The sequence below is a fragment of the Moheibacter stercoris genome, assembly GCF_040545805.1.
Classification (GTDB): Bacteria; Bacteroidota; Bacteroidia; order Flavobacteriales; family Weeksellaceae; genus Moheibacter; species Moheibacter stercoris.
This window is the reverse complement of record NZ_JBEPMO010000002.1, coordinates 109521-135403: the sequence shown is the minus strand read 5'-3', so window position 1 is coordinate 135403 and position 25883 is coordinate 109521. Positions and strand designations below refer to the sequence as shown.

Genomic DNA, 25883 nt, shown 5'->3' with positions numbered 1-25883 from the left:
CAAAATTAAACATTTCTTGTGAAACATGATAAAAATATATCATTACCACTTTTAATCGGATAAATTTTTAAGTCAGAATCACTCAAATTCTTTCTAATTCTTGGATAGAGAAAGTTTTGCCAATCTCATTGACTAAGAAGTGGTAAAAGTTTTCAACAATGTGGTATTTTGTGGTAAAAAATGGTAAAAAGTTTTATATTTTTGAAAAAAATTCTAATTGAAGCCACTTTTAGGAACATATGAATGTAAAATTGATGCAAAGGGCAGATTGCCATTGCCTTCTGGATTGAAGAAGCAATTCGCGGCAATGATCGATGAGGGCTTTGTATTGAAACGTTCCGTGTTTCAGCCGTGTTTGGAGCTTCATCCGATGGGTGAATGGAACAAGGTGATGGAAGATGTTAACAAGCTGAATCGTTTCGTGAAAAAGAACAATGATTTCATTCGATTATTTACGGCGGGATTAAAAGTGGTGGAAGTTGATGGGAATGGACGCGTGCAAATTGCAAAAGACTTAATCAATTTTGCAGGTTTGAAAAAAGACGTGGTTTTGTCTCCCAATGTCAACATTTTGGAAATTTGGGATAAAGACGCGTACGAAGAAGCTGTAAATATCAAGGAATTGGATTTTGCTTCTTTAGCAGAAGAGGTTATGGGTGGAATTAATTTAGGAGAAAATGGAGTATCATAACCCTGTATTATTAAAGGAAAGTGTAGATGCTTTGGTGGAAAATCCAAGCGGGATTTATGTGGACTGCACCTTTGGAGGTGGTGGTCATTCGAGAGAAATAATAAGTAGATTGAATGAAGAAGGGCGATTGATTTCCTTTGACCAAGACGAAGATGCGGTTGCCAATAAATTGGATGATTCAAGATTTACCTTGGTCATGCAAAACTTTAGATTCTTGAAAAACAACTTACGTTTTCAAGGGTTCAAACAAGTGGATGGAATTTTGGCTGATTTGGGTGTTTCTTCTCATCAATTCGATACGCCAGAAAGAGGTTTTTCGACTCGATTTGATGGAGATTTGGATATGAGAATGAATCAAGCGTCCAAATTAACCGCTGCGAAAATTCTAAATGAATACGAAGAAGAGAAGTTGGCAGACGTCTTTTATTATTATGGAGATTTAAAAAACTCCAGAAGATTGGCAAGAGAAATTCTTGCAGAGCGCGCCAATGGAACCATTCGAACAATTGAACAATTAAAGGGGATTTTTCACTACATCCCCAAAAACATAGAAAATAAGTTTTTCGCCCAAGTTTTTCAAGCATTGCGTATTGAGGTCAATGATGAAATGGCGGCGTTGCGCGAAATGTTACTGCAAACTGCAGAGGTTTTGAAGCCTGGAGGCAAATTGGTCATCATATCCTATCATTCATTGGAAGATCGATTGGTGAAACGATTTATGAAAAACGGTATGTTCGAAGGAGAGCCAGAAAGAGATGTGTTTGGAAATTGGGACGCTCCTTTTAAGCCAGTTCAATCCAAAGTGATTGTTCCGACTGATCAAGAAATTAAAGAGAATCCTCGAGCGCGAAGCGCGAAAATGAGAGTTGCTATTAAAAACTAATTCAGATGGCAAAAAATAAAAAGAGCAATATCAACCTGATGGATATCCTGAAAGGGAAATTCCTTGTCGAAGATGGTTCCATGCAGAACTGGAGATTTGTGTTGTATCTAGTGTTTTTGGCATTTGTGAGTATCTCAAGTTCGCATTGGGTAAACAAAAAAGTAGTAAAAATTAAACAATTAGATGAAGAAGTTTCCAATTTGAAAGCTCAATATACAGATGCTCATCGCTATTTGATGAAAATGCAATTAGAGCCAGAAATTATGAGGCAATCAGAAGCTTTGGGGATTAAATTAACAGACGAACAACCTTACGTTATAGTAAAGAAAATTTATGATCAAGAACCGTAAACATGTATTGGTAAGAGGGTATGCAGTGGCTGCAGGATTGCTTATGATTGCAATCGGGGTCTGTTATTCTATGATCAAAATTCAGGTAGCTGAAGGGGCAAGATTGGATGATTTTGCCGAAAGAAGTTTTCGTTTGCAAGAAGAGCCTGCTGAACGTGGGAATTTGTATGCTTCAGATGGAGATTTGTTGGCAACTACGATTACCATTCATAATATTTATTTGGATTTGACAGTTGTCAAAGACGAACTGTTCAATTCTGAAGTTCGTGCTTTATCAGATTCTTTGTCTAAAATGTTTGACAAACCATCCTCTTATTTCGAAGAAAAATTAAAAACAGAACGAAATAAAGGAAATAGATACATGACCTTGATCAAAGGATTGGATTATCAGGAATACATGAGAATTAAATCTTTTCCCATTTTCAGAGAAGGTCAAAATAAAGGTGGATTTATTCATGAAACCAAACCAAAACGTGAATTGGTCTTGGCCGATGTAGGGGCGAGAACAATTGGCTACGATGATCATCGTGGGAAAGCTGGTTTGGAAGGTGCTTACGCAAAAGATTTGTCGGGAGTTGAAGGAAAACGTTGGGAACAGTTTATGGGGCGCGGCCAGTGGAGACCTTTTAAATCATGGGAACAAGAACCTGTTAATGGTTCCAATGTCTATACGACCATCGATGCAGGTATGCAAATTGCTGCTTATAGTGCATTGCAAGATCAATTGAAGCAATATCAAGCGGAATATGGATGTGTGGCTGTAATGGAAGTGGAAACTGGGAAAATTCGTGCGATTGTCAATTTGAAACGAATTTCAGATTCTATTTATTCCGATGTCTATAATTATGTAGTAGGAGATGGTGCTGAGCCGGGTTCTACTTTTAAAACGGTTTCGATTTTAGCAGGTTTGGAAAATGAAAAATTCAAACCCGAAACGATGGTTGAAACAGGTGGTGGACGCTATCGTTTGTACAATCGAGTGATTTCTGACACCAAAGGTTATGGTAGAATTGATGTCGGAACGGTTTTGGTAAAATCTTCCAATATTGGTACTGCGAAATTGATCAATGCTGGATATGGAGCTGATCCGCAAGAGTTCTTTGATCAATTGGACAAATGGCATTTGACCAAACCTTTGGGAATTGACATTTCAGGGGAGGGTGCTCCGAAATTTCATCGTCCTGAAGATCCAAATTGGAGCAATGTAACTTTGCCAGTTATGTCCTATGGATATGGTTTCCAAATGACGCCTTTGCAGATTTTAACCTTTTACAATGGTGTGGCAAATGGTGGTAAATTATTAAAACCATTGTTCATTGACAAAATTGAAAAAAGCAACGGTCAAGTTATCGATTTCAAGCCTCAAGTTTTGGTAGAAAGAATGTCTTCTCCAGAAAACATTGCTGCGGTAACTAGGATGTTGAAAGATGCTGTTTCTGACGGAACTGCTCGAAATATTTTTACAGAACATTATGAAATAGCGGGGAAAACCGGAACTGCGCGTGTCGAATATTGGGTGAAAGATCAACCGATGCAATACCGTGCTTCTTTTGCTGGATTCTTTCCTGCAGATAATCCAAAATATTCTTGTGTGGTGATTATCCATAAACCCAATAGAAGCAAAGGATATTATGGAGGTGGCGTAACAGCGCCAGTTTTCAAGAAAATTGCGGATTGGGTGTATTCCAGAACGCCTCAACCATCTCCAGAACTACCGAAATTGGTAAATGTTCCGAATTTGATTCAGTCAACAGAAAAATTCAAACCGAATTATGAAACCAAAAAGATTCCGAATCTAATTGGAAAATCGGGTGATAGTGTGATTCCTGCTTTGGAAAATATGGGTTTAGATGTGCGTTATTCCGGTATCGGAAAAGTGCGAGCACAATCAATACCAGCAGGTTCAACATTTAGAAAAGGTGAAACAATATATTTAACGTTAGAAGGATAAATGCAGTTGAAAGATTTACTATACAAGGTGAACATTCGGGAACTTATGGGCAATCCATTGGTGGAAATTTCCACGGTGGAATTTGACTCAAGAAAAGTTGCTGAGAGCACTTTGTTTGTTGCTCAATCTGGAACTCAGGTTGATGGACATGATTTTATTGATAAAGCAATTGAGTTGGGTGCAGTAGCCATTGTGTGCGAAAAGAAACCTGCTCAAATTCAAGATCATGTTACTTATGTGGTGGTAGAAAATTCTTCTATAGCTTTAGGGATTATTGCCTCAAATTTATACGGCAATCCAACCGAGAAATTAAAATTAATCGGAATAACCGGAACCAATGGCAAAACCACAACAGCGACCTTAACCTATAATTTATTGGAGTCACTTGGCTTTGCAACGATTTTGGTTTCGACGATTCGAATTTTAATACATGGAAAGGAATATCCGTCTTCTCATACCACACCAGACATTTTGACCTTAAACAAAATTTTTAGTGAAGCAGTTGAAGCGGGGTGTGAATATGCGGTGATGGAAGTGAGTTCACATGGAATTCATCAAAATAGAATTGCTGGTTTGCATTTCCAAGTGGGAGTATTCAGCAATATATCGCATGACCATTTGGATTACCACAAGACTTTTGCGGAATACATCAAAGCCAAGAAGAAATTCTTTGACGAATTGCCAAAGTCTTCGCATAGCTTGACCAATATTGACGATAAAAATGGAATCGTGATGTTGCAAAACACGGATTCTACTCGCCATTCCTATGCCTTGAAAACCGATGCGGATTTCAAAGCGAGAATTTTGGAAAATCAGTTCGATGGAATGTTGATGTTGTTGGATGGGAAAGAATTTTGGACGCCTCTAATTGGTCAATTCAATGCCTATAATTTGTTGGCTGTTTATTCCATTGCACGAATTTTAGGATTTGACCAAGAAGAAATCTTGACAAGTCTTAGCAAATTGAAAACCGTCGATGGTAGATTTCAATCCATTATTACCGAAAACGGAATTGTTGCCATTGTGGATTATGCTCATACACCCGATGCATTGGAAAATGTATTGAATACGATTCAAAACATCAGAACCCGCAATGAAAAATTGATTACGGTTGTAGGGTGCGGAGGAGATCGAGATAAAACGAAACGCCCAGAAATGGCCAAAATAGCTTCCAACGAATCCGATTTAGCTATTTTCACGTCAGACAATCCAAGAAGTGAAGATCCAGAAGCGATTTTAGCTGAAATGGAAGTTGGAGTTGAGCCTCAAAATTTCAGAAAAACTTTAAAAATCACAGATCGTAAAGAGGCAATCAAAACGGCTTTGAAAATGGCCGATAGAGGAGACATCATTTTGGTTGCTGGAAAGGGGCATGAAACTTATCAAGAAATCAAAGGGGTAAAACACCATTTTGATGATATGGAAACAATTGTAGAATTAAGTAAACAACTCAATAAATAAGGAATGCTGTACTATTTATTTGACTTTTTGGATAAACAATTTGACATTCCTGGATTTGGAGTGTTTCAATATACATCAACTCGTGCAGGTTTAGCTGTTCTAATGGCTTTGCTAATCGCTTTGTTCTTCGGGAAGAAAATTATCAATTATTTACGACGTGAACAATTGGGCGAAACCGTTCGTGATTTAGGTTTAGAAGGACAAAAGGAAAAAACTGGAACGCCAACAATGGGTGGAATTATCATCATTTTGGCAACGGTTATTCCCGTTTTGCTTTTTGCTAAATTGGACAATATTTATATCATTATCTTATTGGTTTCAACTGTTTGGTTGGGAGCTATCGGATTTTTAGATGATTACATCAAAGTATTTCGTAAAAACAAACAAGGTCTAGCTGGGAAATTCAAAGTTTTAGGACAAGTTGGTTTAGGACTATTTGTCGGAACGATGATTTACTTTAGTCCAGATGTGACTGTTAAACACCAAGTTCCTGTACAACAATCGCAAGTAGTTGGTCATCAAATTGTCAAATTCGGAGAAGAAGAAAAAAGTTTAGATACGACCGTTCCCTTCTTGAAAAACAATGAATTCAACTATGGTGAATTATTGTTTTGGATGGACAATTCTGGGAAAATTAAATACGAATGGATTGTTTTCTTATTTGCAGTCATCGTGATTATCACAGCTGTTTCCAATGGAGCCAATTTAACCGATGGGATTGATGGTCTCGCGGCAGGTTCGTCGGTCATTATTGTGGCCGCATTATCCTTATTTGCCTTCGTTTCGGGGAACATCATCTTTGCTGATTATCTCAACATTGTATTCATCCCTCGAACAGAAGAGGTCGTGATTTTCTGTACGGCATTTATTGGGGGATTGATTGGATTCCTTTGGTACAATACCTATCCGGCTCAAGTTTTCATGGGCGATACGGGAAGTTTGACCATCGGTGGATTAATTGCTGTAATTGCGATCATCGTTCGAAAAGAATTAATGCTTCCTGTATTATGTGGAATTTTCTTTGCCGAAAGTTTGTCTGTCATGATGCAGGTAAGTTATTTCAAATACACAAAAAAGAAGTTTGGAGAAGGTAGAAGGATTTTCTTGATGTCACCATTGCATCACCATTTCCAGAAAGAAGGATACCACGAAAGTAAAATTGTCAACCGTATGATGATTGTCGGGTTCATCTTGGCTGTTGTATGTATCATCACCTTAAAAATGAGATAATGCAGGAGAACTTAGTCATATTAGGCGGAGGTGAAAGTGGTGTAGGTGCAGCGCTTTTGGGTAAAAAACAAGGATTTCGTGTGTTTCTTTCAGACCGTGGAAGTTTGAAGGAAGAATACCGAACCAAATTAACCCAAAACGGAATTGAATTCGAAGAAGGAACGCATTCCGAAGAGCGAATTCTTAATGCGGACTTGGTGGTGAAAAGCCCTGGGATTCCCAAGAAAGCACCTTTGATTGAAGAATTGAAAAATCGACATGTACCGATTATTTCCGAAATCGAATTTGCTTCAAGATATACAACGGCCAAAATTATTGCCATCACAGGAAGTAACGGAAAGACGACCACCGCAACTTTGATGCATCATATTCTAACCCAAGAAGGACTAAACGTTGGATTGGGAGGAAACATCGGGAAGAGTTTTGCCGAAATGGTGGTCAATGATGAATACGAATATTATGTATTGGAAATCAGTAGTTTCCAATTGGATGATGTGATTTCGTTCAAACCGTATATCGCCATCTTGTTAAACATAACTCCTGATCATTTAGATCAATACGATTATAAATTGGAATTGTATGCACAATCGAAATTTAAAATCACCGAAAACCAAAACCACGAAGATTATTTCGTGTACAACTATGACGACAACGGCATTGCCGATTTGATAAAAGAAATAAATACAAAAGCTAAAAAAATACCATTCTCAATGAGCACACATGTAAACGACGGATCTTATGCAGATGATGAAAATGTAACCTTAAACTTTCCAGAAAAAGTAGAATTACCAATTTCTGAATTTGCTTTGAGAGGAAAACACAATGTTTCCAATAGTATGGCTGCGGCTACTGCTGCCAATATCTTGAAAATTAGAAAAGATACCATTAAACGTAGTTTGTTTGATTTTACAGCTGTGGAGCACCGTTTAGAATCTGTATTGAAAGTTGGGGGAATTGAATTTATCAACGACTCCAAAGCGACCAATGTCAATGCAGCTTATTATGCATTGGAAAGCATGAAAAACCCAACTGTTTGGATTGTGGGTGGAACCGATAAAGGAAATGACTATTCGGAATTGATGCCTTTGGTGAAAAAGAAAGTGAAGGCAATTGTATGTTTAGGAGTTGACAATTCCAAAATTTTAGATGCTTTTGAAGGAGTTGTGGATAACATCATCGAAACCAATACGATGCAAGATGCAGTTCGTTCCGCTTATATGTTTGGTAGAAAGGGTGATACTGTTTTGTTGTCTCCAGCTTGTGCAAGTTTTGATTTATTTAAAAATTACGAAGACAGAGGAAATCAGTTCAAAAAAGAAGTGAAAAACCTATAATACGAAGTCAAATGGGATTTGGATTTTTAAAAAATTACATAAAAGGAGATAAGTACCTTTGGGCATTCATTGTCCTATTGGCGATATTCTCTTTTCTTCCCGTTTATTCGGCAAGTTCCAATTTGGTGTATACCGTAGGAGCAGGTTCGGTTTTCTCGCATATGGGAAAACATGCAGCTTTCTTAATCATTGGTATGATCATCATTGTGGCGCTTCAGCGAGTCGATTACAAATATTTCGGAGGAATTGCCTTACTCGGTTTACCCGTCATATTTGTGCTGCTCATCGTCACACTCTTACAAGGGACAACCATTGAAGGGGCAAATGCCGCACGCTGGTTGAAATTGCCAGGTACATCCATAACCATTCAAACTTCGACATTTGCATCGATGGTTTTGCTAGTGTACATCGCAAGGTATTTAACCAAGATCCGGAACAAAGATGTGACCTTAGGGCAATCCTTTTTTCCGTTGTTTTTCCCAATGTTCGTAATTATTGGATTGATTTTTCCAGCCAATGGATCCACCGCGGTCATTCTATTTGTGATGTGCATGGTGTTGTTGTTCATTGGGGGCTATCCGATTAAGTATCTGTTAGGAATCTTTGGATTTGGTGTTCTGGCGGGTGGAGCTTTTATTTTCATAGCCTTGAATTTTGCCGATATAATTCCGAATTCACGTGTGCACACATGGAAATCTCGTATTGAGAATTTCTCCAAAGATGACGGAATTGAATCCTATCAGGTTGCCCATGCCAAGGCGGCTATAAATCGAGGAGGAGTGTCGGGTGTTGGTCCTGGGAAAAGTGTATTCAAACAGACCTTACCTCAATCTTCATCGGATTTTATTTTCGCCATTGTAGTGGAGGAATACGGAATTATGGGATCGATGTTTTTAATCTTCCTGTTCCTCATGATTTTATTTAGAATGATGGTCATTGCGACCAAAATCCATACATTTTTTGGGACACTCTTGGTGTTTGCCGTCGGGTTGCCCATTATTTTTCAGGCATTCATCAACATGGGTGTTGCTGTGAACTTATTTCCTGTAACGGGTCAGCCTTTGCCAATGATCAGTTATGGAGGAACGGCTCTTTGGGTAGTTTGTATTGCCTTTGGAGTGGTGTTGAGTGTGAGTAGAGCGATTAAATCGCAAGAAGAAATTGATTTAGAAGTAAAAAGAAATGCACCAGAAGTTATCGAAGACATCGCCTAGAATTATCATTAGTGGTGGAGGCACAGGTGGGCATATTTATCCGGCAATTGCGATTGCAGATGAAATCAAATCCCGTTTGCCAGAAGCACAGATTTTGTTTGTAGGTGCTTTGGGGAAAATGGAAATGGAAAAAGTTCCAAAAGCAGGTTACCAGATCAAAGGACTTCCTATCTCGGGAATCGTTCGTGGCAATCTTTTGGCGAATTTGAAATTTCCTTTGAAGCTTCAGAAGAGTTTGAGTTTGGCTTCCAAAATCATTCAGGAATTTCAACCCGATGTAGCAATTGGAACTGGCGGATACGCAAGTGGTCCACTTTTGTGGCAAGCTGCAAAACGAAACATTCCGGTTGTCATTCAAGAACAAAATTCCTTTCCAGGAATTACCAATAAACTTTTGAAAAACAAAGCAGCAGCGATTTGTGTTGCTTATGACGGAATTCAAGAATTTCCAAAATCAAAAGTTCATTTAACAGGAAATCCTATTCGTTCTGAAATTTTCCAAAATCTAACCGATCATGATGTCGCATTGAATTCATTTGGTTTGGATACTTCCAAAAAAACGATTTTGTCCATCGGAGGAAGTCAAGGTTCGAGAACCTTGAACAATGCATGGTTGGCAGATTGGAAAAAATTGGTGGATTCCGATGTTCAATTGATTTGGCAAACAGGAAAATTAGAATACGAAAAAATACGTGCAGAAATTCCGCATGACGCAAAAGGAATTCATGTAACGGAATTTATATACGATATGAAAACAGCATTTGCAGCAGCAGATGTGATTGTTTCAAGAGCAGGAGCGATGGCAATTTCTGAGTTGTCGTTAGTTGGGAAACCTGTGATTTTGGTTCCTTTCCCATTTGCGGCAGAAGATCATCAAACCAAAAACGCCCAAGCTTTGGTAGATAAAAATGCAGCCATGATGTTTACAGACCAAGAAGTTCCTTTCTCATTGGTAAAGGCTAGTTTGGAATTGTTGAAGGACGAAAGCAAACAAAAGGAATTGTCAACCCATTTAAAAGCTTTGGGAAAACCCAATGCAACAAAAGAAATTGTGGATATTTTATTAAATCAAATCAAATGAACGTTTTAGATTATGCCTATTATTATTTCATTGGCGCCGGAGGAATCGGTATGAGCGCCTTGGAACGCTATTTCAAATCTTTGGAAAAAGTGGTTTTGGGGTATGATAAAACGCCTACTGAACTGACTTTGGCTTTGGAAAAAGAAGGGATTGACATTTCATTTGATGATCAAACTGATAAAGTACCTAACTTCTTAACGCCCGAAAATACTTTGGTGATTTATACACCAGCGATTCCAAATGATACCGTTATTTATCAATATTTCGTTCAGAAGGAATTCCGAATGGTAAAACGTTCCGAAGTTTTGGGTGAAATCACGAAATCATCTTATGGTATTGCAGTAGCAGGAACTCATGGGAAAACGACGACATCTTCCATTTTAGGTCATATTTTACATCAGGCAGATCTAGAAAGTACCGCTTTTTTAGGTGGAATTATCGAGAATTATAATTCCAATGTCTTGATCAATGGAACGAAATATACGGTTTCAGAAGCGGACGAATTTGATCGTTCTTTTTTGAGATTATCGCCCAAAATTGGAATCATTACCTCCATGGATGCCGATCATTTGGATATCTATGGAAACAAAGAAGAATTTGAACAAACTTTTGTTGAATTCAGTCAGAAAATTACTGAAAAATTATTTGTTCGAAAAGGCTTACCATTGGAAAACGCCACGACCTATGGAGTAGAATCAGGTGCCGAAATTGATGCGATCAACATCCGAATTGAAAATGGAATTTACCATTTCGATGTTCAAACTCCGGAAGGATTATTCCGTGATTTTAGCCTGAAATTACCTGGAAGGCACAATGTCGAAAATGCGACAGCTGCAATTGCGGTTTCCTTGTATTTGGGAATTCCATTTGAAACCATTCAAAAAGCTTTGGCAGAATTTCTTGGAGTGAAAAGACGATTCAATCGTTGGGATTTCAACGACAAAGTATATATTGACGATTATGCGCATCATCCGACTGAGCTAAATGCTGTGATTCGTTCGATCAAAGATATGTTTCCTGGGAAAAAGGTATTGGGTGTATTTCAGCCGCATCTTTTTACTAGAACAAGAGATTTTATGGACGGATTTGTGGATAGCTTAAGTCAGTTTGATGAATTGATATTGTTGGATATTTATCCGGCGAGAGAGCTTCCTATTGAAGGAGTTACCTCTGATTCTTTGTTGGAGAAAATCAATTTGGAAGCGAAAGAAGTTTCGAGTTTACAAGAGGCTATGTCCAAAATCAAAACCAAAGAATTTGATGTTTTGGTTACGGTAGGAGCAGGGAATATTGACACATTGGTTCAACCGATTAAAACATGGTTAAATGAAGGCTAAATTGATGTTGTTAAAAGTCCTAATTGGGATTGTGATTTTCATTTTTTTGGTGAGTTTTTCAGCCATTCGTCATGCCTGCAAGCCCTTGACCGATTTGAAAATTTCAGTCGATCACGAATCAGGGAAATATTTTGTGAACGATAGTTTGATTAGAAAAATCGTCAATAGCAAACAATTGAATGTTTCCAAAATTGCTTTAGGGAACATGGATGTAGCCAATGTTGAGCATATTTTGAACCGCAATTCCTTCATTGAAAAGTCGGAAGTTTTCCAGGATATTGATGGCGCAATGCACATCCAAATTAACCAAGAAACGCCGTTGGCAAGGATTAACACTGGGACGGACGAATATTATTTATCGGAAAATTTAACCAAAATGCCTTTGTCAAGTTTGTATGCTGCTGAGGTTTTGATGGTTGGCGGACCGATAGAAGAAGAAGATTATGAAGGACTAAAAAATTTAGTAGAAGTTATTTCGGCTGATAAGTTGTTGAAAAATCACATTATCGCTGTTAAAAAACAAGGGCCAAATTCATTTATTTTGTTGGTGAACAAAGGTGATTACATCATTGAATTTGGTGCGTTAAATAATTTCGAAAACAAATTTGACAATCTGAAGCTTTTCTATGACCAATATCTGGGGAAAGTGGGATTGAATTATTACGAAAAAATAAACCTAAGATTTAATAACCAAATTGTATCAACCAAAAGAATTAATGATGACAAATAGAGGAATAGCAGTAGGCTTGGATATCGGGACCACGAAAATCGTAGCGATGGTCGGACGTAAAAATGAACATGGGAAAATTGAAATTCTTGGAATTGGGAAGGCCAAAAGTTTAGGCGTTCACAGAGGAGTTGTCAATAACATTACCCAAACTGTCAATTCAATCAAAGAAGCAGTTTCTCAAGCTGAGGCAGCTTCTGGGATTAAAATTACAGACGTTACAGTTGGTATTGCTGGGCAGCATATACGTTCCCTTCAGCATAGCGATTATATCACTCGCCCTAATTCTGAAGATGTCATCGATGAAAACGACTTGAAAAAATTGGTCAACCAAGTGTACAAATTGGTGATGTTACCAGGGGAAGAAATCATTCATGTTTTGCCTCAAGATTTTAAAATCGATGGTGAAGGTGAAATCAAAGAACCTATGGGAATGTACGGTAGCCGTTTGGAAGCTAATTTCCATGTAGTGGTTGGACAAGTTACCTCTATCAAAAACATTGCACGTTGTGTGAAAAATGCTGGGTTGAATTTAGCTGGAATCACTTTAGAACCAATTGCTTCTTCAGACGCAGCTTTGAGTAAAGAAGAAAAAGAAGCAGGTGTTGCTTTGATTGATATAGGAGGTGGAACAACCGATATTGCGATTTTCAAAGACAATATGATTCGTCATACTTCTGTCATTCCTTATGGTGGAAATGTCATCACGGAGGATATCAAAGTGGGATGTTCAATTATTGAACGTCAAGCAGAATTATTAAAAGAAAAATTTGGGTCTGCATGGCCTGGAGAAAATAAAGAAACCGAAATCGTTTCGATTCCTGGTTTAAGAGGACGTGATCCGAAAGAAATTTCCTTAAAGCGTTTGTCTCAAATCATCAATGCACGCGTAAAAGAAATTTTGGAGCAAAGCTATTTGGAATTGAAGCATTATGGTTGTGACGATCAGAAAAAGCGTTTAATCGCTGGTGTCGTTATGACGGGTGGTGGTTCAAAATTGAAACACATCAGACAGTTAACCGAATATTTAACAGGGATGGATGTTCGAATTGGGTATTCCAATGAGCACATTGTTGGTGATTATGTAGATGAATTGTCAGGTCCTGAATATGCAACTTCGGTTGGATTGTTAATGAAAGGATTAGAAAAATTGGAAGAAAATGATTCCGATATCTACGAAGAAGAAGTCATGAGCACCATGAACGAAGGAGTGGTTGATTCTGAAGAAATTTCTGCAGAAGTCGAAGCAGAGGTTGATCCATTTTTAGATGCTCCGAAAAGTGAAGAGAAAAAGCCTGCGAGAATTAAAAAGCAAAAACAGGCAAAAGGGCCATCTATTTTCTCGAAATGGACGGATAAGTTTATCCAAATGATTAATGAAACTGAATAATTTAGACTAAAAAATAAAACGATATGAGTACTGGAGATTTTATGTTTGATTTACCGAAGCATCGCTCTTCTTCCATCAAGGTAATTGGTGTTGGAGGAGGTGGTAGCAACGCAGTCAACTACATGTATCAGCAAGGGATAGAAGGAGTAGATTTTGTGGTTTGTAATACAGATGCCCAAGCTTTAAATAATAGTCCTGTACCCAATAAAATCCAATTGGGACAATCAACAACCGAAGGTTTAGGCGCAGGTGCCAATCCTGAAGTTGGGGAACAAGCCGCATTGGAGAGCATTGAAGATATCAAGAAATATTTAGACGTTAACACCAAAATGGTTTTCATCACAGCAGGAATGGGTGGTGGAACTGGAACCGGTGCGGCTCCTATCATTGCTGGGATTTCCAAAGAATTGGGAATTCTTACTGTTGGAATCGTAACAGCTCCTTTCTATTTTGAAGGAAAAATGCGTTTGGAACAAGCCGAAAGAGGAATCGAAAAGTTACAGAAAAACGTCGACTCTTTGATCGTCATTAACAACGATAAATTACGTGAGTTATATGGTAATTTAGGTTACAAAGCAAGTTTCTCCAAAGCGGATGAGGTGTTAACAACCGCTGCAAAAGGAATTGCTGAGGTAATTTCGAAACACTATGCAACCAATATCGACTTACGTGATGCTCGTACCGTATTGGCTGATTCTGGAACTGCTATCATGGGAACAGGAAAAGCAAGTGGCGAAAATAAAGCAAAAGAAGCGATAACTGCTGCATTGGATTCTCCATTGTTGAACAACAATAAAATTTCAGGAGCACAAAATGTCTTGTTGTTGATTGTTTCGGGTGATAATGAGGTAACGATGGACGAAATCGGTATCATCAATGAATACATCCAGGCAGAAGCTGGTAACAATGCCAACATCATTATGGGAGTTGGGGAAGACATGGAATTGGGAGACAAAATCTCGGTTACCGTTGTTGCAACTGGATTTCCAATGGATGACCAAGTTTTTACGGGTAAAGAAGAAGAAAAAGTATTTCATCGCTTAGAAGAAGAACAACCTTTGGTGCAAAAACTTTCGGCTGAAACACCTTTTCCAGTACAAGTAAAAAAAAATAAATTAGACGAATTAGACGAGCCAATTATGAAGGAAGAGAAGCAAGAAGCTCCTGTAACTCCTGCTCCTCAAGCTCCTCAAGAAATTCGATTTGTTTTAGAAGAAGAGGATGAAAAACCTATTGCCAAGGTTGAGAAATTAGATGATTTTGAACCTGTTTTGAAATCAGAATTGCAACAACCGTTGTTTACGGAAGAAATTTCAGAAGCTAAAAATGAAGGTTTGTTCCAATTTGAAGAGGAAACATTCGTAGCGCAAAACGAAATCATCGAAGAAGAAGAACCTCAAACAATCATGTTCTCATTGGATGATGATTTTGAGAACGAAATCATTGAACGACCTTTTGAACAAAAACAAGAGCCAAAGTTTGAACAAGGTTTTCAGCAAGTACAGCAACAAACCATTTCTGCTGTACAACCCGAATTCGTCCAAGAAGTAAAACCTCAAATTACACCAGAAGATCCGTTTGATTCTCCTATCTCACAGTCTTTGTCACAAGCAATCGAAGATAGAAGAGCGAGATTGAAACAATTTAATTATAAATTTAAGAATGCTATTCATTCGAAATCAGTAGATGAATTGGAAAGCATTCCTGCATATAAAAGACAAGGTTTAGAGTTGAGTGAGCGTGAAGATCTTGGCCCATCTGATTACATTGTGAGCAAAGATGCCAACAATGAAATCGTGATGCGTCAAAATAATTTCCTTCACGGAAACGTCGACTAAGATTTTAGGTTTAGGTTGGTTAAAATTGTCCTTGATAAAATGTCAAGGGCAATTTTTTTTATAAAACCCTTTAGTATAGTGGTTTAATAGAGTAAAATTAAATTTCTTTTAAATAAAAGGATTTATTAAAAATCTTAAAGTTGTTTAGGAAAATTTCGTTCGGAATATTTTTTCATTCAAAGAAAAATGATGAAATTAGGACGAAATTAGCACTTAATTAACATTCAAAAATCAATAATATGAGAACAACTTTTACAAACTTCTTAGCCTTGGGTGCATTGCCACTTATGGCTTTAGGACAATCAATGGTGAGTACAACACCAGAAAATAAGAAAGTAATTTTAGAGGAATTTACAGGAATTACTTGTGTGTACTGTCCTCAAGGTCACCAAATTGCAAACCAGATTATGAACAACAACCCTGGGAACGCGTATGTTATCAACATTCACCAAGGTGGATTTGCGGTTCCATCTGGAAATCAACCCGATTTTCGTACTGCTTTTGGTGATGCGATTGTAAACCAGTCTTATTCAGGAAGTGGATTTGGATATCCTTCTGCAACCGTTAACCGTCATGTTTTCCCTGGAATGCAAATGTCTGCCGCTGGGACAACTGCAATGGGAAGAGGAAATTGGGTCGCTGCTTCCAATCAAATTTTACAACAATCTTCTTACGTGAATTTAGCTGCTGAGGCTAGCGTATCTGTTTCTTCTAGAACCGTTACAGTAAATGTAGAAGCTTTTTACACAGCAAATAGTCCTGTAAGTACAAATCGTTTAAATGTAGCCTTGTTGCAAAACAATACCAAAGGTCCTCAAAGTGGAGGTAATCAAGGAAATAATTATAACCACATGCACCGTTTGGTTCATTTATTAACAGGTCAATGGGGTGAAGAAATTACAACTACAACACAAGGTACTTTGGTTGAAAGAACCTATACCTTTGATGTGCCTGCGAAATTTAGAAATGTATTCGCAGATATTTCTGAATTAGAGGTTGTCGTATTTATGACAGAAACTCAACAAGAAGTAATTAGTGGTAACCAAACAATGGTTGATGTTATTCCTTCAGAATATCAGAATGACTTAGCCGTGGTTGAAATCAAAGAGATTAAGCCAACTTGTATGTCAGATTTTGATGCGAAAGCAACTATCATGAATGTTGGAAATAATGACATTACTTCTGCAACTATTACGTACAAAGTAAATGGTGGTGAAGCTCAAACAATTAATTGGACTGGTGATTTAGCGTTGTTGGAATATGAAGAGGTGAATTTGCCAATTTCAGGATTAACTTTACAAGATGTTAATACCTTAGAAGTATCTGTTAGTACAGATGAGAACAATGACAATAATACAAAAGAGCTTACCTTTAACAAAGCAGTTGAATCAAGCACTTCATTGACATTAGTCTTGAATACGGATCAATATGCAAATGAAGTTAGCTGGAACATTAAGAATTCAGCAGGTACAACAGTTGCGAATGGTAATGGATACGGAAATAATCAACAGTACACAATTCCAATCACTTTAGATGAATTAGATTGTTATACCTTCACTATTTTGGATTCTTATGGAGATGGTGGTAGAACTGTAACCTTAAAAGATAGCAATGATGTTACCATTTATCATACAACTGGTAACTACGGATCTGGTGAGTCAACAAACTTCTCTGCAAGTGTGTTAGGAGTTGCAGATGCTTCTTCTTTAGCTTCTGTGAATGTTTATCCAAACCCATCAACTGGTATCGTAAACATCGATTTAAAAGCTGCTAAAAATAACATTGAAGTTTTTGACATGACAGGAAGAAAAGTGAAAGCGGAAGCTTCTGTAAGTGCTGGAAAACATGCAATGGATTTAAGTGGATTAGGAAAAGGAACTTTCGTTGTGAAAATCTCTGATGGAACGAACACTATCAGCAAAAAAGTGATTATTAAATAATCTTTATTGATGCAATATGAAAAACCATTTGGTCCTTAGGGACTAAATGGTTGTTTTTGTCTCTAATATTTTCTACAGTCATTTTCCTTATCATAAAGATAGAAATCCGATTACTGAACTTAAATCAAAACAAGAAATAAAGAGATGATAAATCTATTGGTTATAGGAGTAATCCAATACTTGAAAATTATTGAAAGGATTAGGAACTAAAATAGATCTATAGAAATAAAAAAATCCGAATGGTAAACATCCGGATTTTTATGATTTTGATAATCTTATATTTTAGAATTGATCAGCATAGCTTGGATCCAATTCAAAAGTTTCCATGAATTTCGTGGTATAATTTCCTTTGATGAAATCTTCATTGTCCATCAATTGTCTATGGAAAGGTACCGTAGTTTTAATTCCTTCGATGTAGAATTCCTCCAAAGCACGACGCATTTTAGCCAAAGATTCTTCACGAGATTGTGACGTGACAATCAACTTAGCAATCATGGAATCGTAATAGGGTGGAATTACATAACCTGCATACACATGCGTATCGACACGTACTCCATGACCTCCTGGAATGTTGATATTGGAAATCATTCCTGGTGAAGGACGGAATCCATTGTAAGGATCCTCTGCATTGATACGACATTCGATAGAATGCAATTTCGGATAATAATTCTTACCAGAAATAGGTTGACCAGCAGCCAATAAGATTTGTTCTTTCACCAAATCATAATCAATTACCTGTTCGGTAATTGGGTGTTCTACTTGGATACGAGTATTCATCTCCATAAAGTAGAAATCACCATTTTTGTCTACTAAAAACTCAACGGTTCCTACACCTTCGTATCCAATGTATTCTGCAGCTTTTACAGCAGCATTACCCATTTTTTCACGTAATTCTGGTGTCATAAATGGAGAAGGAGTTTCTTCTACCAATTTTTGGTGACGACGTTGAACGGAACAATCTCTTTCAGACAAGTGACAAGCACGACCTGTTGAATCTCCCGCAATTTGAATTTCAATATGGCGAGGTTCTTCAATCAATTTTTCCATATACATACCGCCATTCCCAAAAGCTGCTGTAGCTTCGTTTACAGCCGATTCGAAATTTTTCTCCAATTCCTTTTCGTCCCAACAAGCACGCATCCCTTTTCCACCACCACCAGCAGTCGCTTTGATCATAACCGGATAACCGATTTTCTTCGCTACTTTTTTGGCTTCTGCTAAATCTTTTAAGATTCCTTCAGATCCAGGAACAACAGGAACTCCCGCTTCAATCATGGTTGCTTTCGCCGTAGCTTTGTCTCCCATTTTGTTGATATGTTCAGGTGAAGCGCCGATGAATTTAATTCCATGGTCTTGACAAGTTTTGGAGAATTTGGCATTTTCTGACAAAAATCCATAACCTGGGTGAATAGCGTCAGCATCTGTAATTTCTGCTGCCGAAATGATATTGGATATTTTTAAATAAGAATCTTTTCCTGAAGGTGGCCCAATACACACAGCTTCATCTGCAAAACGTACGTGCAAACTATCACGATCTGCGGTTGAATAAACTGCTACGGTTTTAATTCCCATTTCTTTTGCAGTACGTATAACACGCATGGCAATTTCCCCTCGATTGGCAATTAATATTTTTTTAAACATCGTTTGTAAATTATGAATTAGTATTAACTATGAATAAAAAGACTTTTGGTTTTCTAAAATTCCTTTAGCCTTTACAACATTCATAATTTAGTTAAGATGGGTCAATCAAAAATAAAGGTTGATCATATTCAATTGGACTAGCGTCGTCTACCAAGATTTTGACAACTTTTCCAGAAACTTCTGATTCAATTTCGTTGAATAATTTCATCGCTTCTACAATACACAATACAGAACCAGTAGAAACATTGTCTCCTACAGACACAAATGGATCTTTTCCAGGTCCAGATGCACGGTAGAAAGTACCAATCATTGGAGATTTTACGGTGATGTATTTTGAATTATCTTCAGCAGGAGCCGCAGAGGTTTCAGCAGAAGCTGATGCTGGAGCTGATGCAACAGCTTGTGTAGGTGCTGCCATCATTTGTGGTTGAACCATTGGTTGAGGCGCGTACGTAACCGTTTGTCCTCCAATGTTTTTGATCTTGATTTCAAAACCTTCCAATTTCAAATTCACTTCCGCAACTTCTGATTTTGAAACAAATTTGATCAAATTTTGTATTTCTCTGATATCCATAGTATGTTCTTTTTAAGATAAACTTGAGTGTAATCTTCAAATGTATAAAAAAATTGAAAAAGCTGTCTCTAAAAATGATAGAAACAGCTTTTTGTTCAATATAGAATTGGAATTATTCTACTTCCTCTTCTTGATTTTTTTCCATAACTACTTTACCTCTGTAGTACATTTTACCGTCTAACCAGTATGCTCTGTGGTAAAGGTGAGCCTCTCCAGTCGTCTTGTCAATCGCGATCTGAGGCGCTTCAATTTTGTAATGAGTTCTACGTTTATCTCTTCTCGTAGTCGATTGTCGTCTCTTAGGATGTGCCATAACTTATATTTTATCCGTTATTGTTGTTTTTTAATTTTTTTAATGCTTCCCATCTTGGGTCAATTTCTTCGTCGTTTGATTCTTCATTCAATTCATCTTCATCCATTTCGTCAAATTCCTCTTCTTCCAAACTATATTGTTCCAATAGTTCTAACATTTCAGAATGACTTTTTCCCGATTGAACATCTGGGTGAATGCGTTTTTTCGGCAAAGCCAAAAGCGTCATTTCATAGATCATTTGGGCGATATTAATCGTGAATTCACCTTGCGGTATTACCCAAACTTCATCATCGGAATCATCGAATTCACTTCCAAATTTTACGATGATTGAGCTTTTCCCACTGATTTTTTCCTCGTAAGGCTCATTGGTTAAATCACAATTCACTTCAATGGTTCCCGATAATTGAAAATGCAATTCCAAAAAATTGTTTTTCTTATCCAAAACCAAATCCAATCGTAAATTCGGATGTTGAAAATCCTGATCAAATTCAAACAAATCAAAGAACGACTGAGTAATTGGAAACTCAAACTCATGTTGTCCCAAAGGCAAACCTGCAAAGGAAACATTATAATACCTGAACTTCTCCATAACTCAAACGGTCGGCAAAGATAATACATCTAACTGAAAAACAAGAAGGTTTTTGGGTTAAATTTTACTTTGCCTTAAATTTTATCTTGTATTAAATTAAAATTCTGAGATTTATTCTCTTTTTAGAAAGAAGAAAAACAAAATCTATTTTTACCTTTCTCTTTCTGGTTTTAATTCTCTTGTCTTTAAAACATTACTCGTCAAATCCTTGTATTCTTTGCGTTTCTCATAGATGGAAACTGCAGTATACAAAGCTTCTCGGAAGGAAGTTTCGTCTGCAATTCCTTTGCCGGCAATGTCGTATGCCACTCCATGATCGGGTGAAGTACGTACAAATGGCAAGGAGGCTGTATAATTCACACCGTCTTCAAAACACAAAGTTTTAAATGGAATCAAGGCTTGGTCGTGGTACATTCCCAAAACCGCATCAAACATTTCCAAATTCGTTGGATTAAAGAAACTATCCGCAGCATAAGGTCCAAATACCAAGATTCCTTGTTCGTAAACAGTTTGAATCGCTGGTACAATGATTTCTTGTTCTTCCGAACCCAAAAGTCCGTTATCACCCGAATGTGGATTTAATCCCAAAACCGCAATTTTGGGTTTGCGAACCCCGAAATCCAATTTCAAGGAATCGTGTAAAGCCTTTATTTTTTGAACAATACCTTCTTTGGTAATTTGTTCAGAAACCTCTTTCAAAGGAATATGTTGGGTCACCAAACTTACTTTTAAGGTATCGGTTACCAAAAACATCAAAGGATTTCCACCCCAAACATCTCCTAAATATTCGGTATGTCCTGGGAAATTGAATTCTTCGGACTGAATGTTTTTCTTGTTAATCGGTGCTGTAACCAAAACGTCACAATCCCCATTTTTCACAGCTTCGGCAGCGGCTTTTAAGGATTCGAAAGCCATACGTCCAGAAATTTCGGTTGCTTTTCCGAATTCCATTTGAACAGGTTCTTTCCATAAATTCACGACATTGATTTTGCGGTCAACTGCTTTATCAGCCGAATTGATTCCAAAAAATTGAATGGATTCTTCTTTGACTAAATTTTTAAAATGATTCAAATGTTTGGTAGAACCAAAAATGACCGGCGTGAAGAAATCCAAAATGTTTTTATCCTTCAAAGATTTTACAATGATTTCATAGCCGATGCCATTGATGTCTCCAACGGAAATGGCAATTCTCGGTTTTCTATCCTGTGTATTCATAGAATCAAATAATTTGTGCAAAGTTAGGATTTATGTTCTGAGTTGAAAATGGAAGCAAGGAGTTTTTTGAATTCTACTTCTTAATTCACCAATCCTTTCTTCATCCAAGCGATTAAATCCCAATAGTTTTGAGGGACAATTCCGTGGCCGCTTCGGTATTCGTGGTATTCGTTTTGGATGCCCAATTCATCTAACATTGGTTTTCCTTTTCGTGCCCATTCGACTGGAATTACCATATCGTCAGTTCCGTGAGAAATGAAGAAATCTAAATTGGAATAATCGCGATTCACGTCCAAATCTCCAATGAAATTCGGTTCCGGATACCCACTTAGACAAGCGATGTGTTTTACTTTATTCGGATAATTCAATGCAATCGAATAGCTCAAAATGGCGCCTTGACTAAATCCGCATAGCCAAACATTTTCATCGTCTAGATTTTCTTGTTGAATGATTGCTTCGATGAAATCAACCAATTTGTCACGCGAAGCAAGGCCTTGTGGAACATTGTTGAATTTTTCCATATCCACGAAATTGATTTCGTACCAAGCATACATCCCAAATTGTAGCATATGCATTCCTTGAACGCTGATCACGTGGAATTCGTCAGGTAAATCTTCTGCGAAACCAAACAAATCTTCTTCATTACTTCCGTATCCGTGAATCAAAATAATCACCGGATTTTTCTCTTTCTGCACGCGCGGTTTGCGCTCCAAATAATTGATGCCCACTAAATTTTTCATTCAACAAAATTATTAATTATGCGGTGGAATTTAATTTAAAATTCTAAATTTTGAATTTTGAATGATGATTAATAAGTTTCTTCCTCATCATCATCGTAGGTTTTCGCGATTTTTTCGATGTTCAAACTTCTCGCCATTGCATCAAAAATCTCTTTGTAAACACCGTTTTGATCATAAATTTCGTCGTGCGGACCAAATTCCATCACCTTTCCTTTTTCCATTGCATAAATTCGGTCGGAATCGATGATTTGGGAAATACTATGCGAAATAATAATTACCGTTCGATTCTTTTTAATCGCATCCAAACTGTTTTTAATTTGTTCGGTCGCAATCGCATCCAAACTCGCCGTTGGTTCATCCAAAAAGATAATCGGCGGATTTTTCAAAAACATTCGCGCAATCGCAATTCGTTGTTGTTGTCCACCTGAAAGTAGCAATGCATTGCTTTTGAATTTATCGGGCAATCCCATCACTTGATCGTAAATATAGGCTTGTTTCGCCGCTTCCATCACTTCCTCTTCGCTTGCGTGCGGATTTCCATATCGGATGTTTTCCTCAATCGTTCCCGAGAAAATGTGGTTCTTCTGCAAAACCAATCCAATATTGTTTCGGAGGAATTGTGTATCGTAATCCTTCAATGGAACGCCATCCAAATAAATTTCGCCCGAAGTCGGTTCGTAGAATTTATCCAACAAATTGATAACCGTACTTTTTCCAGCACCGCTCAATCCGACCAAAGCTGTAATCTTGTTGGGAAGAATTTCCATATTGACATCAAACAAAGCTTGGGTTCCGTTCGGATAATGGAAATCTACGTTTTTCATTTCAAATCTTCCTTCCAATTTCTCCGGAATATAGGTTCCGGAATTTTCTTTTTCCTCGTCGGCATTTAGAATTCCGAAAAAACTTTCCGAATAAATCATTGCATCGTTCATTTCGTCAAAAATGCGGTGCAATTGCCCAATCGGTGCGGTTACATTGCTAAACAACAAAATATGAAACATAATCATCCCGATGCTCATTTGCCCATCCAATACCAAATAAGCCGTTAAAATGATGATGATCACCACGCCAATTTGTTCCACAAAGGTTTTGATTCCATTGAAAAGGAAAGATGTTTTCTGGGTTTTCAATTGGTTTTCGGTCAAATCAATTTGAATTTGATTTTGTTTGGCCGATTCGATTTGTTCGCGATTAAAAGACTTAATTACGGTAATAGATTGTATGATATTGACAATTCCTTGACTTTTAGATTCACGGAAATTTCGCATATTTCTACGCCATCCGCTCAATGTACGCGCTTGTTTGATGGTGATGTACATATAAACCGGAACGATCATCAATCCTACAAAACCTACCCAAAAATTCGCATTGAACATCAAAATCAAAGCAATAAGGGAATTCGCAAAAAGCGGTAAAATATTGATGAAAAAGTTCTGAACCAAACGCGTCAAACTTTCAATTCCACGGTCAATTCGGGTTTGTAATTTCCCCGATTCGTTGTCTTCGGCAGTATAAAAAGCCATTCGGTACGTCAAAACTTTATCAACAACGGCTTGTGCCAAATCTCGCGAAACATAAATTCGGAGCTTCTCACCATAGAATTTCTGTCCAAAAGTGATGAAAACATTCACGATCTCCTTTCCCATCAAAATCAAGGTAATCGTAACGAGAATGTAAAATCCGGTTTCAACGCCTTCGCCTTTTTCGACCAATTTATTGATTTCGTCAACGGTATATTGTAGGGTCAAAGCGTTTACCTGAGCGGTAAATGAACCAATTAAGGTTAAAAACAAAGCAGCAAAAACCAGCCATCGATAGGGTTTTACATAAGGCCATAGGTTTTTAAAAAGTTGCATTAAAGACATAACTCAAATGTAGGAAATCTTGTGATGTAGCAAAAAATAAGAAGTTGAATTTTACTATGTAACCTAAGTTACTGTACAGGATTTTTTGGACAATTACTTTTGCCTCATAAAATTAGAAGATTATGTTTTTTCAACAAGTTTATGAGAAATCTTTGGCACATTTCAGTTATGTAATTGGTTGCCAAATGACGGGTGAAGCGATTGTAATCGACCCCAAAAGAGACATCGATACCTATTTAGAAATCGCAAAAGCGGAAAATCTTTCCATCCAATACATTGCCGAAACCCATATTCACGCAGATTACCTTTCGGGGAGCCAAGAATTGGCACACGTGACGGGAGCGCAACTTTTGTTGTCCGATGAAGGTGGAGCTGACTGGCAATATGATTTTCCACACATCGGATTGAAAGATGGCGATTCTTTTAAAGTAGGAAATTTGGTTTTTGACATCTTGCATACGCCAGGTCATACGCCTGAAAGCATCAGTTTTTTATTGACTGACACGATGGCTTCGCCAGAACCGGTGATGATTTTTACAGGTGATTTTGTTTTCGTAGGTGATGTAGGTCGTCCTGATTTATTGGAGGAAGCAGCTGGAATGATCGGAACCAAAGAAGTTGGAGCAAAACAATTATTTGAATCGATTGAGAAATTCAAAGCTTTGCCCGATTTCGTGCAAGTTTTTCCGGCTCACGGTGCTGGTTCTGCTTGTGGAAAAGCTTTAGGAGCGGTTCCAAGTTCAACAGTTGGATACGAGAAAATGCGAAATTGGGCTTTGCAATATGGTGAGAATGAAGCGGGATTTACCGAATTTTTATTGAAAGATCAGCCCGAGGCTCCTTTCTATTTCGGAAATATGAAGAAATTGAACAAAACCAAGCGTTCCTTGTTGGCAGGTGTTCCGAAATTGAATCAATTGACAGCTTTGGAGTTTGAAAAAGTAAAAGATTTCAGATTGAAATTAATCGATACAAGATCCAAACAAGCCTTTTCTGAAAAGCATTTTCCAGGTTCTATTAACATCGAAAATTCGAAATCCTTCAATACTTGGATGGGTTGGATGGTGAATTATGAAGAACAAATTTTATTGATCGCGAACGAAAATGAAGTAGAAGATTTGGTTCGAAAACTAATGCGAATTGGGATGGACAACATCTACGGATTTATCACACCCGAAGAATTATTTTCTTCTGACCTGGAAACTTCTTCGATTTCGATCATTGATCGTGTTCAAATGGAAGCCTATCTGAAGGATTCTTCGGTTCAGATTCTGGATGTTCGTTCCAAAAAAGAATTCGAAGCAGGACAAATTCCGGGTGCAACTTCTATTTTTGTCGGACATTTGAAAAACAAATGGACAGAATTAGATCCAAACAAGAAAACAATTCTGTATTGTCAATCGGGAACGCGTTCGGCAATTGCGAGCAGTTTCTTGGCAGCAAAAGGATTCAACATTGAAAATTATAGCGGAGGTTACCAAGATTGGTCTTGCCAAAATGTAAATAAGAACTAAAT

22 protein-coding genes are annotated in these 25883 nt (G+C 37.5%); 15 read left to right on the top strand and 7 right to left on the bottom strand.

Annotated features, from left to right (window positions below):
- Positions 1–217: 217 nt before the first annotated feature.
- The 14 genes from mraZ to ABID46_RS02445 all read left to right on the top strand — a co-directional run bounded on the left by mraZ (position 218) and on the right by ABID46_RS02445 (position 17427).
- Entirely contained in the window at positions 218–691 is a 474-nt protein-coding gene (mraZ, locus tag ABID46_RS02510) for a division/cell wall cluster transcriptional repressor MraZ (RefSeq protein ID WP_354506734.1), read from the top strand.
- The gene (rsmH, locus tag ABID46_RS02505; RefSeq protein ID WP_354506732.1) at positions 678–1574 is read left to right on the top strand and encodes a 16S rRNA (cytosine(1402)-N(4))-methyltransferase RsmH; all 897 of its coding nucleotides are present in this window, start codon (positions 678–680) and stop codon (positions 1572–1574) included. The genes mraZ and rsmH overlap by 14 nt, the downstream gene beginning before the upstream one ends.
- A 5-nt stretch (positions 1575–1579) precedes the next feature.
- Entirely contained in the window at positions 1580–1924 is a 345-nt protein-coding gene (locus ABID46_RS02500) for an FtsL-like putative cell division protein (protein WP_354506729.1), read from the top strand.
- Complete coding sequence (locus ABID46_RS02495; protein WP_354506727.1) at positions 1908–3875, top strand: penicillin-binding protein; 1968 nt, start codon at positions 1908–1910, stop codon at positions 3873–3875. Before ABID46_RS02500 ends, ABID46_RS02495 begins: the two co-directional genes overlap by 17 nt.
- The gene (locus tag ABID46_RS02490; protein ID WP_354506725.1) at positions 3876–5336 is read left to right on the top strand and encodes a UDP-N-acetylmuramoyl-L-alanyl-D-glutamate--2,6-diaminopimelate ligase; all 1461 of its coding nucleotides are present in this window, start codon (positions 3876–3878) and stop codon (positions 5334–5336) included.
- Positions 5337–5339: 3 nt separating this feature from the next.
- On the top strand, positions 5340–6566 hold the full coding sequence (gene mraY, locus ABID46_RS02485; RefSeq protein ID WP_354506723.1) for a phospho-N-acetylmuramoyl-pentapeptide-transferase: 1227 nt from the start codon (positions 5340–5342) through the stop codon (positions 6564–6566).
- Positions 6566–7900 carry a UDP-N-acetylmuramoyl-L-alanine--D-glutamate ligase gene (gene murD / locus ABID46_RS02480; RefSeq protein WP_354506721.1) on the top strand — a complete coding sequence of 445 codons (1335 nt, stop codon included), beginning with the start codon at positions 6566–6568 and terminating at the stop codon, positions 7898–7900. The genes mraY and murD overlap by 1 nt, the downstream gene beginning before the upstream one ends.
- Before the next feature lie 11 nt (positions 7901–7911).
- Positions 7912–9114 carry an FtsW/RodA/SpoVE family cell cycle protein gene (locus ABID46_RS02475; RefSeq protein WP_354506719.1) on the top strand — a complete coding sequence of 401 codons (1203 nt, stop codon included), beginning with the start codon at positions 7912–7914 and terminating at the stop codon, positions 9112–9114.
- Positions 9083–10195 carry an undecaprenyldiphospho-muramoylpentapeptide beta-N-acetylglucosaminyltransferase gene (murG, locus tag ABID46_RS02470; protein WP_354506717.1) on the top strand — a complete coding sequence of 371 codons (1113 nt, stop codon included), beginning with the start codon at positions 9083–9085 and terminating at the stop codon, positions 10193–10195. The genes ABID46_RS02475 and murG overlap by 32 nt, the downstream gene beginning before the upstream one ends.
- Complete coding sequence (gene murC, locus ABID46_RS02465; RefSeq protein ID WP_354506715.1) at positions 10192–11532, top strand: UDP-N-acetylmuramate--L-alanine ligase; 1341 nt, start codon at positions 10192–10194, stop codon at positions 11530–11532. The genes murG and murC overlap by 4 nt, the downstream gene beginning before the upstream one ends.
- Entirely contained in the window at positions 11522–12262 is a 741-nt protein-coding gene (locus ABID46_RS02460) for a cell division protein FtsQ/DivIB (protein ID WP_354506713.1), read from the top strand. The genes murC and ABID46_RS02460 overlap by 11 nt, the downstream gene beginning before the upstream one ends.
- Positions 12252–13649: a cell division protein FtsA gene (ftsA, locus tag ABID46_RS02455; protein ID WP_354506711.1), complete on the top strand. Its 1398-nt coding sequence runs from the start codon at positions 12252–12254 to the stop codon at positions 13647–13649. The genes ABID46_RS02460 and ftsA overlap by 11 nt, the downstream gene beginning before the upstream one ends.
- A gap of 23 nt (positions 13650–13672) precedes the next feature.
- Positions 13673–15487 (top strand): cell division protein FtsZ, encoded by a 1815-nt coding sequence (gene ftsZ / locus ABID46_RS02450; RefSeq protein ID WP_354506708.1) that lies wholly within the window; start codon positions 13673–13675, stop codon positions 15485–15487.
- 239 nt (positions 15488–15726) lie between these two features.
- Positions 15727–17427, top strand: a complete 1701-nt coding sequence (locus ABID46_RS02445; RefSeq protein ID WP_354506705.1) for a T9SS type A sorting domain-containing protein — start codon at positions 15727–15729, stop codon at positions 17425–17427.
- A gap of 282 nt (positions 17428–17709) precedes the next feature.
- On the opposite strand, the gene accC is transcribed toward ABID46_RS02445, so the two are convergent.
- From accC to ABID46_RS02410, 7 genes are all read right to left on the bottom strand, one after another.
- On the bottom strand, positions 17710–19068 hold the full coding sequence (gene accC, locus ABID46_RS02440) for an acetyl-CoA carboxylase biotin carboxylase subunit (RefSeq protein ID WP_354506702.1): 1359 nt from the start codon (positions 19066–19068) through the stop codon (positions 17710–17712).
- A 91-nt stretch (positions 19069–19159) separates the two neighbouring features.
- Positions 19160–19642, bottom strand: a complete 483-nt coding sequence (accB, locus tag ABID46_RS02435) for an acetyl-CoA carboxylase biotin carboxyl carrier protein (protein ID WP_354506699.1) — start codon at positions 19640–19642, stop codon at positions 19160–19162.
- A 112-nt stretch (positions 19643–19754) separates the two neighbouring features.
- Positions 19755–19955 carry a 50S ribosomal protein L32 gene (rpmF, locus tag ABID46_RS02430; protein ID WP_354506696.1) on the bottom strand — a complete coding sequence of 67 codons (201 nt, stop codon included), beginning with the start codon at positions 19953–19955 and terminating at the stop codon, positions 19755–19757.
- A 10-nt stretch (positions 19956–19965) separates the two neighbouring features.
- Positions 19966–20544 carry a YceD family protein gene (locus ABID46_RS02425; protein ID WP_354506693.1) on the bottom strand — a complete coding sequence of 193 codons (579 nt, stop codon included), beginning with the start codon at positions 20542–20544 and terminating at the stop codon, positions 19966–19968.
- Positions 20545–20694: 150 nt separating this feature from the next.
- Positions 20695–21759, bottom strand: a complete 1065-nt coding sequence (gene pdxA, locus ABID46_RS02420) for a 4-hydroxythreonine-4-phosphate dehydrogenase PdxA (protein WP_354506690.1) — start codon at positions 21757–21759, stop codon at positions 20695–20697.
- Between the two features lie 80 nt (positions 21760–21839).
- Complete coding sequence (locus ABID46_RS02415; protein ID WP_354506687.1) at positions 21840–22499, bottom strand: alpha/beta hydrolase; 660 nt, start codon at positions 22497–22499, stop codon at positions 21840–21842.
- Between the two features lie 68 nt (positions 22500–22567).
- A complete protein-coding gene (locus ABID46_RS02410; RefSeq protein WP_354506685.1) occupies positions 22568–24367 on the bottom strand; it encodes an ABC transporter ATP-binding protein in 1800 nt (599 codons plus the stop codon).
- A gap of 122 nt (positions 24368–24489) precedes the next feature.
- Here ABID46_RS02410 and ABID46_RS02405 point away from each other — a divergent pair, with 122 nt between their 5' ends.
- Positions 24490–25881 carry an MBL fold metallo-hydrolase gene (locus tag ABID46_RS02405; RefSeq protein WP_354506682.1) on the top strand — a complete coding sequence of 464 codons (1392 nt, stop codon included), beginning with the start codon at positions 24490–24492 and terminating at the stop codon, positions 25879–25881.
- Positions 25882–25883: the final 2 nt, after the last annotated feature.

Excerpts from the sequence above, each read along its gene's own strand:
- ABID46_RS02475 (WP_354506719.1), top strand. The coding sequence starts at position 7,912 with ATGGGATTTGGATTTTTAAAAAATTACATAAAAGGAGATAAGTACCTT.
- murG (WP_354506717.1), top strand. The coding sequence starts at position 9,083 with ATGCACCAGAAGTTATCGAAGACATCGCCTAGAATTATCATTAGTGGT.
- mraY (WP_354506723.1), top strand. The coding sequence starts at position 5,340 with ATGCTGTACTATTTATTTGACTTTTTGGATAAACAATTTGACATTCCT.
- ABID46_RS02500 (WP_354506729.1), top strand. The coding sequence starts at position 1,580 with ATGGCAAAAAATAAAAAGAGCAATATCAACCTGATGGATATCCTGAAA.
- ABID46_RS02495 (WP_354506727.1), top strand. The coding sequence starts at position 1,908 with ATGATCAAGAACCGTAAACATGTATTGGTAAGAGGGTATGCAGTGGCT.
- ABID46_RS02425 (WP_354506693.1), bottom strand. The coding sequence starts at position 20,544 with ATGGAGAAGTTCAGGTATTATAATGTTTCCTTTGCAGGTTTGCCTTTG.
- ftsA (WP_354506711.1), top strand. The coding sequence starts at position 12,252 with ATGACAAATAGAGGAATAGCAGTAGGCTTGGATATCGGGACCACGAAA.
- ABID46_RS02415 (WP_354506687.1), bottom strand. The coding sequence starts at position 22,499 with ATGAAAAATTTAGTGGGCATCAATTATTTGGAGCGCAAACCGCGCGTG.
- murC (WP_354506715.1), top strand. The coding sequence starts at position 10,192 with ATGAACGTTTTAGATTATGCCTATTATTATTTCATTGGCGCCGGAGGA.
- accB (WP_354506699.1), bottom strand. The coding sequence starts at position 19,642 with ATGGATATCAGAGAAATACAAAATTTGATCAAATTTGTTTCAAAATCA.
- ftsZ (WP_354506708.1), top strand. The coding sequence starts at position 13,673 with ATGAGTACTGGAGATTTTATGTTTGATTTACCGAAGCATCGCTCTTCT.
- murD (WP_354506721.1), top strand. The coding sequence starts at position 6,566 with ATGCAGGAGAACTTAGTCATATTAGGCGGAGGTGAAAGTGGTGTAGGT.
- ABID46_RS02490 (WP_354506725.1), top strand. The coding sequence starts at position 3,876 with ATGCAGTTGAAAGATTTACTATACAAGGTGAACATTCGGGAACTTATG.
- ABID46_RS02445 (WP_354506705.1), top strand. The coding sequence starts at position 15,727 with ATGAGAACAACTTTTACAAACTTCTTAGCCTTGGGTGCATTGCCACTT.
- rsmH (WP_354506732.1), top strand. The coding sequence starts at position 678 with ATGGAGTATCATAACCCTGTATTATTAAAGGAAAGTGTAGATGCTTTG.
- ABID46_RS02460 (WP_354506713.1), top strand. The coding sequence starts at position 11,522 with ATGAAGGCTAAATTGATGTTGTTAAAAGTCCTAATTGGGATTGTGATT.
- pdxA (WP_354506690.1), bottom strand. The coding sequence starts at position 21,759 with ATGAATACACAGGATAGAAAACCGAGAATTGCCATTTCCGTTGGAGAC.
- ABID46_RS02405 (WP_354506682.1), top strand. The coding sequence starts at position 24,490 with ATGTTTTTTCAACAAGTTTATGAGAAATCTTTGGCACATTTCAGTTAT.
- rpmF (WP_354506696.1), bottom strand. The coding sequence starts at position 19,955 with ATGGCACATCCTAAGAGACGACAATCGACTACGAGAAGAGATAAACGT.
- accC (WP_354506702.1), bottom strand. The coding sequence starts at position 19,068 with ATGTTTAAAAAAATATTAATTGCCAATCGAGGGGAAATTGCCATGCGT.
- ABID46_RS02410 (WP_354506685.1), bottom strand. The coding sequence starts at position 24,367 with ATGTCTTTAATGCAACTTTTTAAAAACCTATGGCCTTATGTAAAACCC.